This window comes from Planctomycetota bacterium (genome assembly GCA_018242585.1).
In the GTDB taxonomy this organism is placed as follows: domain Bacteria; phylum Planctomycetota; class Planctomycetia; order Pirellulales; family PNKZ01; genus JAFEBQ01.
Genome location: JAFEBQ010000033.1, coordinates 52934 through 68377 on the forward strand (window position 1 = coordinate 52934; position 15444 = coordinate 68377).

The following is a 15444-nucleotide window of genomic DNA, read 5'->3' on the forward strand; positions in this document are numbered from 1 at the left end:
AGGAAAGACGGGAAAATATCTCGCAGCGGACGCAGGGGATCGCGGAGTCGGGAATACAAATTCCGTTCTTTGCGCAACTCAGCGACCTCTGCGATTCAATTCTTTGTCTTCTTTGCGTCCTTCGCGTCTTTGCGGTGAATGCTTTTTGGCATCTGTCGACGGCGTCAATCCGCATTACTTTTTCTTGAACGCCGTTTCGAGCCACTCGTACGCCTGTTCCCTGACCGGGTCGACAAAGTCGTGCGGGGCGTCGGGGTATTCGACCACCAACCGACTCTTGGCCCCCAATAGCTCGTACACCGGTTCGACGCTGGCGATCACTTTGCGCACGCCGGCCACATCGAAGTTGCTGTCGTGCAGCGGCGCGTTGACGAACAGCGCGCGCGGCGCGATCGCCGCCAGCACTTCGTGAAAGTCGAACGGCATCCGGGCCGGATCCAATTCGAACTTGTCGCGGATTGCCGGCATATAGCGGTCGCTGGTCCAGCCGGCCAGCTTGCCGCCGTAATAGTCCGGGAACGCCGTGAACCCACAACTGGTAATCACCGCTCGTAGCCGCAGGTCGAACACCGCGGTGAACAGCGCGTTGTGTCCGCCCAGCGAATGTCCGACCGCGCCGATCTTGTTGACGTCGACTTCCGGTAAGGTTTCCAGCAAGTCGATCGCGCGAACATTGTTCCAAATGGCTTTCATCGAGCCGCTGTAATACTTGCCCGACCCGTTCTTGAAGTCGTAGTTGTACTCGCCGAAGGATGGATAGTCGGGCGCAAGGCAAACGTAGCCCCGCTCGGCCAGGTGCGCGGCATATTGCACCGCCGGCCGCTCGGCCAGTCCCGCGGCGCTGTCCTTGCCCCGCTTGTTCGTCTGGTGCAAACAGAGCATTGCCGCGGCAGGCTTCTTCAGGTCTTTGGGAATCAACAGCCAGGCCGGTACGCGATCTCCTGGCTCGGCGGCATAGGTCAGCTTGATGCGCCGGTATTTTCCGCCGTCTTGTTCTGCTTCGATCTTCACGTCCAGCGGCACCCGCCGCGAAGGATCGGGCAGGGGGCCCATGACGGTTTCCATCTGGTGCTTGATGTGCATGCGGCGCACACCCCAGTCGGCCGGTGTCTTGACCGGGCGCATGTTTCCTTGATCGTCACGCACCTGCAACAGGTCGGCATGATTGGTGTACGTGGCCGCCACGACCGGCGTCTCAGCCGTGTGTACGTCGCCGATCCGTAGGTTCTCGAACCAGTACGCACCGCTTCGACCGGAGGTGAACAAGTCGATGTCCCCGTCACCGTCGATATCGATCAACTTGGGGTCGACGTCAAAGCCCGCCGTACTATCCACGTTGGCAATCCGAAAACGCTCCCAGGTGCGCGTCTGGGGCAGGAACTGGTAATAGTAAATCACCAGCGGATCCCATTCGCCGAGATCGTTCCCGTCGTGTCCCAAGTACCGCTTGCCAGTGACGAGTTCGGGCTTGCCATCTCCGTCCAGGTCGGCGATTTCCACGGTGTGAGGTTGCGACCACGAGGTGTCAATGGCGTGCGGCGTCCATTGCCGGTGGTTGTTCACCGTGGTCTGTTCGAGCCACCACAGGCCGATGCCGTGGCCACGCCCCCAGGCCAGGTCCAGGTCGCCGTCGGCGTCGAAATCGGCGCAGACGATCGGCACGCTGGCCCCCGGCCCTAAGTTGAACTCCGGGTGCCATGTCCAGCGCCCGTGACGGCGATCTTCGGGCGCTTCGAGCCAGCCTTCCGCGCCGATCAGATCCTGTCGGCCGTCGCGGTTGATGTCGCCCGCGCCGTTGCCGTGGCTGACAAGCTCGGTGGGTAAGTCGTAACGGGCAAATTCCGCTTTGCGGTCGGCGCCGCCGGGCATGATGTTCCACCAGGCGGCAAAGTCGCGACCGTTCGGAAACAAGTCAAGCCGGCCGTCCCCATCCACGTCGACCAAGCGCGCGGTCTCCATGGGGCCAGGGCGCTCGACCACGTGCTCGGGCCAGGGGCCGTCGGCCTTGCCGGGGTTTTCGACCCAGCCAAGCTTGCGGCTCCGATAATTGGCGATCAGGAAATCGGTCCAGCCGTCGCCATTCACGTCGAACGGAGCGCAAGTGTAATCGTCGAAGCGACCGTTGATAAACTCGACCTGCCGCAGTTCGCGGGGCTGCCAACTTGGCGCTTCGTACCAGCGGCCGCCGGTCACCAGGTCGAGCTTGCCGTCACGATTGACGTCGAACACCGCGCCGGCGCTATAAGTCGACTGGCGATCGACCACGTGCTCGCGAAAGCGCACCCGTTTGGCGGCAAACGCATGGGCTGGAATTGCCAACGCCGTCAACGAGAAGACATAGACCAGGGAGCGAAAGCCGGGCGAGCGCAACATGCTGAGCCTCACGGGGGAGGGGGGGAGTGCGGCGACGGGGCGGGACAGAAGTATGTAAACATCTTGCTGCGCCGCTTGCAAGCAATGCGAGGTGACAAACCGCGGCACGCGCGGATAGGCCGCGTTGGGACGCTCGGCGCTCGCGCCAGACTAATCGCGGCCGCGGTCGCGCAGGCGTCGGCTCACGCGGTCCAGCAGCTCCCGGTCCTCGAGGGATAGGCCGTCACGGCCAACGACGTGAAGCCGAGCGAGGATTTCATCGACGCGGCGTTCTTCGTCCCGCTCGCGCTCTTGCCGTTGACGTTCGCGATCGGCCTTGCGCTGCTCGAGCCAGCGGCGCAGCAAACCCGGCTGGCGCGGCTGGGCCGTGCTGACCGTCGTTTGCAAGTTGGCGAAGCCCGTCGAGAAATCTTCACTCAACGGCTGCTCGGCGCCGGTCTCGGCCTCGACGACTCGCTCGGCCTCCTGACGCGCGGCAAAGAAGACCAGCACGCCCAGCAGCGCCAGCGGCAACGTGGCAAATGGAAAGTGCCCATGCACCAGCCAGGCCGCCATCCATAGCGCCACCGCGGTTCCTTGCGCGGCCATCGACGTGACCAGCACCGCGGTGCGGTAACCGAGTTTGGGCCAGAGCAGCGCCCGCAACGCCCGGCTGCCATCAAGCGGAATGGCCGGCAGCAAGTTCACCACGGCCAATACCCAATTGATCCAGAATGTAGCATCGAGCAGCGCATCGAAGGTCACCGAGCCATCGGTGGCCGGCATGGGGGGAGCCAGCGGGTTCAAAAGCGGCGGCAGTTCGCCCACCCGACGGAGCAACAGCAGCGACGACAGCGCGCAGACCGCCAAGTTCATAATCGGCCCGGACAGGGCGATGACGAACTCGTGGTGCGGATGGTGTGACGCGCCGACGTTGGTCAACCCGCCGAGCGGCCACAACATCAACTGATCGACGGGCCGCCCGACGCGCCAAGCGCCAACACAGTGGCCGAACTCGTGGACCGCCACGCTCAGCAACAAAATGCCGGTGACGGCCAACATGTAGACCAGCGAGTCGTGCTGCAAGCCGAAGTGGATGGCAACGACCGCGAACAGGATAAAAAAGACGTGTAGGCGCACGTCCATGCCTGCCCAACGGCCGAACGAGATATTCCAAGACAGTAAATCGCGCATAGCGCTCGGCCTGTTCGGTCGGTCCATGATATCGCTTCCGACCCGGCAACCCGCGGGCCACCGGCGGCGACAAGCGAACTCTGTTATCCTATCACTGCCGGCGGACTCCGGCAAACGCTTCGGTTCAGCCCAGCCAGCGCACAGGTGTTGGAAATGCAGGAAGAAACGCTGTTAACGTGCCGGCGATTTCGCGTCGTGCGGCGTCGCTATCGAGCCGCCGACGGGACCGAGCATGTCCACGATTCGGTGCAACATCCCGGCGCGGTCACCATTGTGCCGATGGTCGATGACGAGCACGTGTGCCTGATTCGCAATCACCGCGTGGCGGTCGACGAAACGCTGATTGAACTGCCGGCGGGGACACTTGAGCCCAACGAGCCGCCCATCGAAACGGCGCGGCGCGAGCTGATCGAAGAGACCGGCTTCACGGCGGGGCGGATCGAGCCGCTGTGCCAGTTCTTCATGTCGCCGGGCATCCTCAATGAGCGGATGCATGTCTTTCTGGCCCTGGACCTCAAGCCTGGCCCGACTCGGCGCGAGTCCGGCGAGGAAATCGAGAACCTGGTCGTCACGTGGGGCGAGGCGCTGCGACTTTGCGAATCTGGCGAGATTCAAGACGCCAAATCGCTGGCCGCGATCCTATTCTACGACCGCTTCCGTCGGCGGAGATAAGCGGCGCGCGAATCGACGCGCGGCATGTCGCCTACGAGCCCGACATGTAGGTCTGGACTTGCGTTTTGATGCTGGACCAGAGGCCGCCCGTCTGCGCTCCGACCGTGCCGATGGCGGCGATCACGCTCATCAGAATCAACGCCAGCAGCACCGCGTATTCGACGGCGGTGGCGGCTGCGGTGTCGCGAAGAAATCGTCGGAAGAATGCCATGTCGGATCACGCCTGACTAGTGGGGTGTGAGTGCGCGGCATGTTCGTGGCTGCCCGCTCCGCCCTTGGCCCCTGGTCAACTCAACTCTATGCCGCAAGCCACCGCTGGTCAAAACGTCAACGGCGATCCACACGACCTCTCCGAAGCGGGCGCAACGGGTGTTCCGAATGTAACGGCCTCGCGGGGTGACAGGCTGACGGACGCCCCTATTCGGTGGGAAAGTCCGAATGACGAAGCAGGCGGCACGGCGTCGAGTCCGGCTGCTCGATCAGCGCAAGGCACCGCTGGGCATCGGTTTCGTCTCGCGGATGCCCGGGGGCTCGGGCGATTGACGCGGCGCTTGCCAGCGCACCACTCGATTGGCCGCAGGGCCGGCCGACTTTTCGCCCGAAAAGTCCAACGGGCTGCGGACCAAGCCCGCGGCTTGCAACTTCTCGTCGTCGGCGCCGCGAGCGGTTCCCTCGCCATCGCGCCACAGGCACAGCGTGGCGTGCTGCGGCATCACGCTCCCCTGGCCGCGCCAGGCGACCGCCTGGAGCAGCGCGGCCGGTTGCTCGACGCCGACAAAGTTGAGCAAGCCGACGCCAGTGCTCGGGCAAAGCACGCAATCGTCGGTGACGATCAAGAATTGTCCCGGGTCGGTGGGAATGGCGTTGCAATTCACGGTGAGCAGGCCCGCCGCCTCGCGCAGCGTGACATGTGACGCGGTCAGCTCAAGAAGCTGGCCGCGCTGGGGCGCCGAGTCCAACTGCACCAGCGCACCTGGCCCCAGATGCAGCACATTGGCCAGCTCGACCAGCGCCGAGCCGCGGCCGTCGTAGTGAATGGCCGAGCCGATGTGCTGTAGCAGGCAATCGGCCAGGTGCAATTCGCCGCGCAGCAACACGTCGTCGTCGCGTCCGCCCCCCGCGGGCGGGTTCCAAACCAGGGCTGGCCCGGTGCTCTGGCGCTGATGCTGCCACGAGCAGCCAACGAACTCGACGCGTCGCACATCGAGGCGAATGAGCGGGTCGTTCAGGTTTTTGGCGTCGGCGACGAAGTCGATGTTCTCGAAGCGCACCTCAGCGCCGCTCAAACGCCATCCGGCCTGCGGCGCGGCAATCGTCGCGCGCTGGCCCAATCGGCTCCGAATGGTCGTCGGGCCCGTCAGTTTGAATTGCTCGACGGCGATCGGCTCGCCCGGTGCTAGTACCAGTTCGCCGTTCTCCCAAGTGGAACTGGGCCAAGGACCGTTTGCGGTTGGCGGCGCGGTGGGAGTGATCGGTTTTGGCAGCGGAGCCGGCGTCGCGGCGACGGTCGGCGCCGCGATCTTGATCGTCGGCGCGACCTCCTCGGCGAGCTTCCGTGTCACCAGCGGCTGCCATTGGGGCCAGGTGCCAGCCACGATCATCAACATGCAGCCGGCGGCGATCGCGCCGGCACGCCAGGCCGAGCGCGACCAGCGCCGCGGCGCCGGAGTGGAACCCCACTGCAAGCGACGCGCGCCAGGCTGATCGAGCGCCCGAGCCAACGTCCGCTCACAGCGCCGCGGCGGTGGGCCGAGCTTTTGTTCGATCGCGGCTGCGCTAGTCGGGCGCGCCATCGGTGACTGTTCGCAACACGTGCGCAGTGCGCTCAACAATGCGGCCGGTATATCGCTGGCCAGGTGAGTAATGTTGGGGATCTTCAGGCTGCGGGCCGCGTGCAATTTTTCCTGGGCCGTGGCGGCGGCGCGGGGCGCGCGTCCGGCGAGCAAGTGCCACCAGACCAATGCCGCCGAAAAGTAGTCGTCACTTTCTGCGGCCGGAGCGTCCGCGGCCCGTTGTGGCGAAAGATAGTCGAATACCTCGGGCCCCAGGGTCTCGCAGCGTTCCGTCTCGTGGGGACGGACCAGTTGCCGCAGCCCGGGAAACGCCAATTGCGTGCGACCATCGGCGCCGATCAACAGCGTTCGCGCGCTGACGTCGCCGTGGACAATTCCCGCCGGTGAGCATGCGGCCAGTGCTGCCGCCATTTGTCGGGCAATGATCAAAACCGCGGTCGGGTCGAATCGTCCAAAGCGTGTCAATCGCTCGGCGGCAGTCATGTCGTTGCGATAGTCGGCAGCCGCCCAGAGTTGACCGCCGGCTCGTCCTACCGTCCGAATCGGCGCTACGTAAGGAGACTTAACGCGCCGGCTGCGCTCGCGTAGCTCTTCCAAATTTGCCACCAGCGATGGTTCGGCCTGGGCCGACGCCGCATCGATCACCGCCAGTCGCACCCTGGTACATGGTGTTTGCCGGATCAGCCCAACACGGCGCAGCGTCCGCCGCCAGTGCGAGACGCGTGCCAGCGGCGTGTTCGGTGTCGCGCGGAGCCGAGCCCGGAAGACGGTCGCATAGCCCAAGCTGTCGAGAGGCTGCTCGATGATATATGGTCCGACGGCCAGTTGCTCGGCCCGGCCGGCATTGATTTCGCCCGCCTGGTAAGCTGTTAGGATGCGAGCCTGGGCCAGGGCGTCGACCCAGGCCTGGTCAAAATCTGGCAACGTGCGGGTCAGCCGCCGCACGCGCGCAGCCATGCTGGCGACGTCGGCCGAGGTGCATAGGCCGAGTCGTGTTAGCAGTTCTAGCAGTGCTGGCGAAGCATGGGGCGGCATAAGTAAACCGCCTATTACCAGAAACCGCGATGATCGGCCAAGGCCAATCGGTCACTCTGTCGCTTTCAGAGAGCCCACCAACCTGTCAATGCAGCGGATTTAACCACGACGACACGACATGTCACAAGGAGCGGTTTGAACCGCAGAAGCGCAGAGATCGCGGAGAAGACCGCAGGGGACTGGGGAGAGGGGGAGCAGGGGGGGAGAGAGAGGAGAAATCAGAAAGTAGAAGGTGGAAGGAAGAATGCTTGTGGTTTAGCCGCAGGGCCAATTGCCCGTGCGATCTGCCGTCACGACTTGGGCGACACGTACCGCCAGCCCTGCCACGTGTCACGCCGCGAGAATTCCGCCTCGAGTGCCGCGCGCAGCCCAGGCTTATCCAAACACCAAGCTGGTGAAATCAGGTACTTCGGCGGCGCGTCACCGCTCGCCCGCTCGACAACGCACGTCGGCGGCAGCCGCTCGATGAAGTCGACCACCATCGAAATGTATTCGTCCCGTTCGAGCATCTGGGCGCGACCCGCCAGGACATCGTCCCCCAGCGGCGTGTTTTGTACGGCATAGAGATTGTGCAGCTTCACCGCGTCGACGTTCAGTCGAGCCACTTCCACGGCCGTCGCCAGCATGTCGTCGCGGTTTTCCCCCGGCAGGCCGAGCATGAGGTGGACGCAAATCTCAAACCCGCGTCCACGACTGCGTTCGATGGCGTCGACGCTCGCGGCATGGAAATGCCCGCGGTTCATCGCCACCAGCGACCGGTCGTGCATCGTTTGCAGGCCATACTCGACTGACAGATGCGTACGTCCGGCGAATTCGGTCAGCAAATCGAGCACATCATCCGGCACGCAATCGGGGCGCGTGCCAATGGCCAGCCCGACCACCTGCGGATGATCGAGCGCCTGATCATACAACGGCCTAAGCCGCTCGACTGGGGCATAGGTATTCGTCGCGGGCTGAAAATAAGCGATGAACTTCTCGACGTCGTACCGCCATTTGAGCCGGCGAATGCCATCGTTCAACTGGTCGGTGATCTTTACCCGGGGCACACGTCGACTGGGGCTGAAGCTCCGGTTGTCACAGAACGTGCAGCCCCCTTTCGCTACCGTGCCGTCGACGTTCGGGCAGGTGAAGCCGGCGTCGAGGCTGACTTTCTGGACCCGGCTGCCATACCGCTGGCGCAGATAATAGTTGTAGGCGTAGTAGCGCAGGCCGGCCGCTCGCCAATTGGTCGCCGTCAGATGCGCTTCGCTCGCCATGTCACGCCGTGGGTTAAGCTCGTCGCGCCGTCACCGCCGTGGTGAAGCCGCCAGGGCGTTATGTTACACTGAACCGCGATGAGCCGTAAGAAGAAGCCGATCCGCACCGACTTTCGTAAGAATCGCGCGCCGCGCACTCGCCGCAACGAGTTTACGCGGCAATACGAGCCGACCGAGCCGACGGCCGCCGATGATCTGCCGCGCGATGAGCGGATCAGCGGCAAAGGGGAACTGACCCGCCGCCGCACCGTGCTGGCCGACGAAGCCGCCGACGCCGGGGCGGCCGGCTTTGAAATGGTCCTGGCCGTCGACGAGAAGTCCTGTCTGAGGGGCCGGGTGGTCAGCGTCTATGGCCTGACCAGCACCGTCGAAACCGACGACGGCCGCCGGTTTGAATGTGCCACGCGGCGAATCCTCAAAACTCTGTCAACCGGCCAACGGCATGTGGTGGCGTCGGGGGACGTGGTTCTGTTTCGCACCGAAGGGGCCGCCGCGGGGATCATCGAGCGCGTCGAGCCACGCCACGGCGTGCTCAGCCGCGCCAGCCGCGGTCGCCAGCATATCATCGTCACCAACGTCGACCAGTTGATCATCGTCAGCAGCGCCGCCGAGCCGCGATTGAAGCCCAACCTGATCGATCGCTTTCTGGTGAGCGCCGAACAAAACCGGATCGAACCGGTGATCTGCTTGAACAAAACCGACCTGATCGACCCGATCGACCTGCAACCGCTGATTGGGGCGTACAGCCGGATGGGATACACGGTCATTCTGGCCAGCGCCCGAACCGGTGTCGGCATCGAACCGCTTCGTCGCCGGCTGGCGGGACGACAAACGGTTTTCTCTGGCCAAAGCGGCGTCGGCAAATCGTCGCTGTTGAATGCCATCGAGCCCGGGCTGGCGCTGCGGGTCTCGGCGGTCAGTCGCGAAACGGAGAAAGGGCGTCACACCACGACCACGGCCCAGGTGATTCGCTTGCAACAAGGGGGCTGGGTCGTCGATACACCGGGCCTGCGGCAGTTTCAACTATGGGACGTCGTGCCCGAGGAGGTCGGCAACTGGTATCGCGACTTACGACCACTGGTCGGCCTGTGCCGGTTTCCCGATTGTTCGCACACACACGAAGCGGACTGCGCCGTGAAGAATGGAGTGGCCGACGGCTGGCTCGACGCGCGGCGTTACGAAAGCTACTGCCAGATTCGGGAAGGGAATCTGGAGTAGGAAATGATGAGTGTGCAGTGATGAGTGATGCATAGAGGGCGCTGGCGCGCGGGCCTCTGGCCCTGCGGCTAAACCGCAAGCGTGCATCCCGCCACTTTCCACACTCCCCTCTCGTATCTCTTATTCCCCACCCCCACGTCCTCCCCGTGGCTTCTGCGCCTTTGCGGTTCAAACCGCCCCTTCCGCCACGTCGTGTGGTCGTGGTTTGTCCGCTCTCGATTGAGTATGCTGGATCAAAGAGTCGGAGTGGGCTGGGCGATCGCTGGCTCGGTTGGCAACAGCCGAGCGGGAGGAAAGTCCGGGCTCCCCAGGGCACTGTGGTGGATAACGTCCACCGGTCGCGAGACCCGGGAAAGTGCAACAGAAAGCAAACCGCCTCGACCGGCGACTCGCCAGAGTTGTCGGCCCGAGGTAAGGGTGAAACGGTGAGGTAAGAGCTCACCAGCAGGTTGGGTGACCAGCTTGGCTAGGTAAACCCCACAGGGAGCAAAGCCAAACAGAAGGGAAGCCGCTGGGAAACCGCGCGGCGCCGATCGGCCCGATCGGTCACCACCTTCGGGTAGGCTGCTAAAGAAGCCGAGCAATCGGCTTCGTAGAGAAATGATCGTCGCCGCGGCCGATTGGTCTGCGCGGCAACGAAGGCCCAGGGTTCAGCGCCGTGGCAACATGCTAGCGGAGCAAGCCCCAGCTTTCAGCGCGCAAGCCAATCGGTCGCGGAACAGAACCCGGCTTACAGGCCCGCTCCGACTCTCTTTTTTCGCAACCTGGCTGCTCTAGCGCAAGATGAAAATGCGCCGTCCATGGCGCGGTGGCCGATGGCGACCCCCGGCCGTCGGCCGGCCGGGGGTCAGGACCACGGCTCATTGAACCAAGCCCCACAGGGCCCGGTAATAGCAGACCCCCCGAGAGGAGCCCGCCGACATCCTTATTCGACCGGCACCAGTTGATTGTCGATCAACTGGAGCAACTTCGAAATGCACAGCTTGTTCATGCTGGTGCGGCGCTCGTGGGCCTCGAGCCGGAGCGATTCGTGCAAGCTTTGTGGCAGCCGGACGGTAATGACGCGGGTCGGCTCCTTGCTCGACGCATCGTCACCCCGCTCGCGCAGCCGGGCCATCATGAGCTGCAGCTCGGCATACTCAGTGGTCCGCTCGAACGTGGCCAGCTCTTCCGGGGTTTTGAAGGTCTCGCGCACCACTCCGCCGACACCCAACACCGACCGGAAAAAAGTCACCCAGTCAGGCGATTGTTGGCACAGCTCTTGAGCCTTGCGCATGACCTCTTGTTCCCGTTCACCCATGATCTCCTCCTCCAATTTCAATAGCCGAAGTCCTTTTCGACGACACCACGGTCGCCGTCATATACGTTGATCTTTGCAATCAAGTCAAGGGCAGCATCGATATCGTTGCAAGCTTGAGACTTACAGCGATTTTGCCAGCGTGCTTAAAAAATGCACGGTCCTGCCCGAATTGGGGCACGAGATCGATTGCCTGTTCGCTAGGCAATAGCCAAAAGTAAACTTTCCCAAGTGTCCATTGGCTGGCCCCGTTGGGGCTGGACTGGGGCTTTGGTAAAGTTTGTCGACCGCGCCGAGTTTTCTTGGCGTTGCGCCAAGTCTGGACACGATAAGCGTTAGCGCGCTTAATGTGGCCTTGCTCGCGTGCGCGAAATGAGGAGCGAGCTAAAAACTTCTCGGCTTTTTGGGGCGAAAAACTGGCGGGCAAATCCAGCCGGTTCTCCCCATGACGGGTCACCGCTGGTCGTCGTCTCACCGGCGACGCTGTCACCGGTGGGCCGGCCTCGCAGGACGCTCCGAGAAGCCACCGAAACCGGAGTATTGGACCGAACATCAAGGTGTGAGTCGCATGGACGTACTATTCGCCGCAGGCGATTTGGAATGGAAGGCCCTGGTGACCCTGGCCGTGGTGGGGGGCGTGCTGGTTCTGCTGATGTCACCCCGGGCCAAGGCCGACATCGTCCTAATCGGCGCGGTCACCGTGCTGCTAGCTCTGGGCATCCTCACCAGCCAGCAAGCCCTTGACGGGTTGGCCAACGAAGGGATGGTGACCGTCGCGGTTCTGTACATCGTCAGTGCCGCGGTGCGCGAAACCGGCGGCATCGACTGGATCGCCCATCGCACCTTGGGGCGTCCTAAAACTTCGACCGAGGCCGTCGCCCGGCTGGTGGTGCCGACCACGGTGATGAGCGCCTTTGTCAACAATACGCCCCTGGTGGCCATGCTCATTCCAGTGGTCAGCGACTGGTGCAAGAAAAATCGGGTCTCGCCGTCCAAACTGATGATCCCGTTGAGCTACGCCGCCATCCTGGGGGGGACTTGCACCCTGATCGGCACCAGCACCAACTTGGTCGTCGAAGGATTGCTGCGGAAGCATAACGACAGTCTTCCCGAGGCGGCCCGGGCCGGGGCCCACTACCTGGGCATGTTCGATATCACTTGGGTCGGCGTGCCGGCCGCACTCATCGGTGGCGTCTTCCTGATTCTCGGCTCCAAGATTCTTCCCGATCGCCAACCCGCGTTGAGCGAACTGGACGACCCGCGGCAGTACACCATCGAAATGATGGTCCCGCAGGACAGCCCCTTGATTGGCCAGACGATCGAACAAGCCGGCCTGCGTCACTTGCCGGGAGTGTTCTTGGCCGAGATCGATCGCGGTGGGCGCATCCTGCCTGCCGTCTCGCCCGACGAGACGCTATACGGTGGCGACCGGCTGGTGTTTGTGGGCATCGTCGAGTCGGTGGTCGATCTGCAGCGCCTGCGCGGCTTGCAGCCCGCCACTGACCAGGTGTTCAAGCTGAGCGAGCCACGCAGCAGTCGGTGTTTGACTGAGGCGGTGGTGTCGGACACCTGCCCTCTGGTGGGCCAGACGATTCGCGACGGCCGGTTTCGCTCGCGCTATAACGCGGCCATTCTGGCCGTGGCTCGCAATGGTGAGCGCCTGAAGCAAAAGGTCGGCGACATCGTCCTGCAACCGGGTGACACCTTGCTGATGGAAAGCTCGCCGTCATTCGTCGAAGAGCATAAGAACCGGCGCGACTTCTTCCTGGTCAGCCGATTGGAGGATTCCAACCCGCCGCGGCACGATCGGGCGCCCCTCGCGCTGGCCATCCTGGTGGCGATGGTGGTCGTCGTCGGGCTGGGCTGGATGAGCATGTTGAAGGCGGGCCTACTGGCTTCGGCCCTGATGATCCTGACGCGGTGCTGCTCGATCAGCGCGGCGCGGCGGAGCATCGACCTGGAAACGCTGCTGGCGATTGCCGCCTCGTTCGCCTTGGGCAAGGCACTCGATACGACGAACGCCGCCGAGATCATCGCCACGCGGATGATCGACCTGGCCGGCGAACAGCCTTGGGTAACGCTGGGGATCGTCTACCTGATCACGCTAGTCGTTACCGAGCTAATCACCAACAACGCCGCGGCGGCGCTGATGTTTCCGTTCGCGATGGCCACGGCCGAGAAATTGAACGTCAGTCCAATGCCGTTTGTGATCGTAATCATGATGGCCGCCAGCGCCGGGTTCGCCACGCCGATCGGGTATCAGACGAACCTGATGGTCTACGGTCCCGGCGGTTATCGCTTCAGCGACTACGTGAAGATTGGCGTGCCGCTTGACATTTTGATCATGATCGTCACCGTGGCCGTCACGCCATTCGTTTGGCCATTCTAGCCACAAAGCCTCCGGTCATTGACCGGGGGCTAAAGGCAAGTCATTACGCCAGCACGTTGCGCAAGAACTCTTGCGTCCGTTGGGCACGCGGGGCGTCGATCACGTCGCAAGGCGGACCTTCTTCGATCACACGACCGCCGCACAGGACGAACACCCGATCGGCCGCGCGCCGGGCAAAGCCGATCTCGTGGGTCACCACAACTAGCGTCATCCCTTCGCGCTTTAGATTGGTGAGCACTTCGAGTACTTCGTACTTCAGCTCGGGGTCCAGGGCGCTGGTAATCTCGTCGCAAAGCAGTGCCTGGGGCTGCATGGCCAGCGCTCGGGCAATCGCCACCCGTTGCTTCTGGCCGCCTGACAGTTGCTGCGGATAAGCATCACAACGGTCCCCCAGCCCCACGCGGTCGAGCAGTTGCTGGCCGGCCCTGCGGGCCTCGGCATTGGAACGCCCCAGCACGCGCATTGGCCCCAGCACCACGTTCTCGATCGCCGTCAAATGTGGGAACAACTGGAAATCCTGGAACACCATGCCGACCAGCCGGCGGACATCACGAGTGGCGCGGCCGTTGCCCCGGCCCGAGCCATTCGGCGCGAGCGAGTGCGGTCCAACGCGGACCTCGCCTTGGTCGAGCGTGTTCAGTCCGTTGATGCAGCGTAGCAGCGTGCTCTTGCCGCCGCCGCTGGGGCCAATCAGGGCCACGGTCTCGCCTTGCCGGATCGACAGGCTGACATCGTCCAAGATGACGCGCGGGCCAAACCGCTTGCAGACGCCCCGAATGTCGATCAGCACGTCGTTCGCATTATCGCTCATTGGGCCTCAAGCTCCCGAATGTTTTACGAGGTGCGCGGAATCTCGAGCAATTCGTAAATCCGGTGATCGGCCAGACTGTCGGCCACCAGCATCGCGCCGGCGAAATCATGCCGCAGACTGTGCCCGCCGGGCACCGCGACGGCCACCGCTCCGGCTGCCACGGCGGCGCGACAGCCATTTTGACTGTCTTCGAGGACCATCATCTGGTGCGGCGCGATTTGCAGTCGATGGGCGGCTTTCAGGTAAATCTCCGGGTGCGGCTTGCCGTCGGTGACATCTTCGGAGGTCATCACAAAACTGAATCGCGGCTCGAGCGTGAACTTGCCCAGCACGTTGGTAGCGAAGCGGCGGCCGCTGCTGGTGGCGATCGCTTTGGGGATGCCCACCGCTTCAAGCGACGCCAGCAACTCGATCAAGCCGGGCATGGTGGCGAGCTTGGTGTCGAGGATCCCCTCGAAGATTTGCTCGGTCTCCAACTGCAACTGTTCGACGGTGTCCGTAAGCTGATGCCAGTCGATCATGATCTGCAGCGACACGCGCCCTGGCCGCCCCATCATCCGGTCGAGCAGCTCGGGCGGAAAGTCGCGATCGCGGCGGCGCAGCAACTCGGTCCCGACCCCCTGGTACAAATCCTCGGTATTGAACATCAAGCCGTCGAGGTCGAAGACCACGGCGCGAATCCGACGCGGCCGCGAACCAATTGGCGAATCGTTGACCGTCATGCGAACCAGCATTTCCTCGTGAGGACAGAAGTGTGATCAAACCGGCGATAACAGATCGTCGCAAATCGCCGCCAATTCGCCAAGGACCAGCAGCGTGGCCCCCCAGATGTGGTCCTGCTGCCACGACAAATGAGGCACGGTGAAACCAAATTCGCCCCGTCGGCGCTCGTGGCTGCCATAGTTGCCCCGGTCGAGCAGCGCCGCCAGCGGCAATTCGATCAGCCGCGAAACCTCGCTCGGCTCGGGACGCATGTCGATCCGTCGATCGACCACGGCCAGCCAGGGCTGCATGTCGAAGTTGCTCGAAAAGACATACACCGGCGACAGCGGCCCAAGCAGCTTGACCTCGGCGCGCGGCACGCCGAGTTCTTCTTCGAGTTCTCTCAGCGCCGCCTGATCGCTCGTCTCGCCCGGCTCGATATGTCCGCCGGGCAGGCTCACCTGGCCGGCATGGTGCGCGAGCGTTTCGGCGCGGACCACCAGCGGCAAATGCCAGGCCCCCAGGTGCGGATACAACAGCGCGACGACGGCCGCGCGGCGCGCATCGTGCGCCGGCCTGTCAAAGTGTCGGCCATAACTCATCGTCGGCGCATACGCCGCTTGGACCGCTGGCCCGGGCAGTCCGGCCGCGATTCGACGCGCAAGTTCCGCCGGCAGATCGTTGGGCAAGGCAACTCGCTTTGCAACAAAGTAGCGTGCCGAGCC

At 63.5% G+C, this 15444-nt stretch carries 12 protein-coding genes and 1 other RNA gene; 4 read left to right on the forward strand and 9 right to left on the reverse strand.

From position 1 onward, the window contains the following. Nucleotides 1–174: 174 nt before the first annotated feature. Nucleotides 175–2373: an alpha/beta fold hydrolase gene (locus JSS27_16555; GenBank protein ID MBS0210557.1), complete on the reverse strand. Its 2199-nt coding sequence runs from the start codon at nt 2371–2373 to the stop codon at nt 175–177. Between the two features lie 150 nt (nt 2374–2523). Further along, nucleotides 2524–3546, reverse strand: a complete 1023-nt coding sequence (locus tag JSS27_16560; GenBank protein MBS0210558.1) for a hypothetical protein — start codon at nt 3544–3546, stop codon at nt 2524–2526. A gap of 153 nt (nt 3547–3699) precedes the next feature. Here JSS27_16560 and JSS27_16565 point away from each other — a divergent pair, with 153 nt between their 5' ends. Next, nucleotides 3700–4218, forward strand: a complete 519-nt coding sequence (locus JSS27_16565) for an NUDIX hydrolase (GenBank protein MBS0210559.1) — start codon at nt 3700–3702, stop codon at nt 4216–4218. A 31-nt stretch (nt 4219–4249) separates the two neighbouring features. Here the strand turns inward: JSS27_16565 and JSS27_16570 are convergent, their stop codons facing one another. From JSS27_16570 to JSS27_16580, 3 genes are all read right to left on the reverse strand, one after another. Beyond that, on the reverse strand, nt 4250–4429 hold the full coding sequence (locus JSS27_16570; GenBank protein ID MBS0210560.1) for a Flp family type IVb pilin: 180 nt from the start codon (nt 4427–4429) through the stop codon (nt 4250–4252). 268 nt (nt 4430–4697) lie between these two features. Further along, nucleotides 4698–7046, reverse strand: coding sequence for a protein kinase (locus JSS27_16575; protein ID MBS0210561.1), 2349 nt, complete (start codon nt 7044–7046; stop codon nt 4698–4700). A gap of 290 nt (nt 7047–7336) precedes the next feature. Continuing rightward, nucleotides 7337–8302: a TIGR01212 family radical SAM protein gene (locus tag JSS27_16580; GenBank protein MBS0210562.1), complete on the reverse strand. Its 966-nt coding sequence runs from the start codon at nt 8300–8302 to the stop codon at nt 7337–7339. A gap of 78 nt (nt 8303–8380) precedes the next feature. Here JSS27_16580 and rsgA point away from each other — a divergent pair, with 78 nt between their 5' ends. Further along, nucleotides 8381–9520, forward strand: coding sequence for a ribosome small subunit-dependent GTPase A (gene rsgA / locus JSS27_16585; GenBank protein ID MBS0210563.1), 1140 nt, complete (start codon nt 8381–8383; stop codon nt 9518–9520). A gap of 243 nt (nt 9521–9763) precedes the next feature. Then, nucleotides 9764–10269, forward strand: an RNA gene (rnpB, locus tag JSS27_16590) — RNase P RNA component class A. Between the two features lie 176 nt (nt 10270–10445). On the opposite strand, the gene JSS27_16595 is transcribed toward rnpB, so the two are convergent. Continuing rightward, a complete protein-coding gene (locus JSS27_16595; protein MBS0210564.1) occupies nt 10446–10820 on the reverse strand; it encodes a toxin-antitoxin system HicB family antitoxin in 375 nt (124 codons plus the stop codon). A gap of 592 nt (nt 10821–11412) precedes the next feature. Between JSS27_16595 and JSS27_16600 the strand changes: the two genes are divergently transcribed. Next, on the forward strand, nt 11413–13206 hold the full coding sequence (locus JSS27_16600; GenBank protein MBS0210565.1) for an SLC13 family permease: 1794 nt from the start codon (nt 11413–11415) through the stop codon (nt 13204–13206). Between the two features lie 43 nt (nt 13207–13249). On the opposite strand, the gene JSS27_16605 is transcribed toward JSS27_16600, so the two are convergent. The 3 genes from JSS27_16605 to JSS27_16615 are packed head-to-tail and all read right to left on the reverse strand — an operon-like array spanning nt 13250 to nt 15408. Further along, on the reverse strand, nt 13250–13993 hold the full coding sequence (locus JSS27_16605; GenBank protein MBS0210566.1) for an amino acid ABC transporter ATP-binding protein: 744 nt from the start codon (nt 13991–13993) through the stop codon (nt 13250–13252). A 47-nt stretch (nt 13994–14040) separates the two neighbouring features. Next, nucleotides 14041–14739 (reverse strand): HAD family phosphatase, encoded by a 699-nt coding sequence (locus JSS27_16610; GenBank protein MBS0210567.1) that lies wholly within the window; start codon nt 14737–14739, stop codon nt 14041–14043. A 36-nt stretch (nt 14740–14775) separates the two neighbouring features. Beyond that, on the reverse strand, nt 14776–15408 hold the full coding sequence (locus tag JSS27_16615; protein ID MBS0210568.1) for a CoA pyrophosphatase: 633 nt from the start codon (nt 15406–15408) through the stop codon (nt 14776–14778). Between the last annotated feature and the right edge of the window lie 36 nt (nt 15409–15444).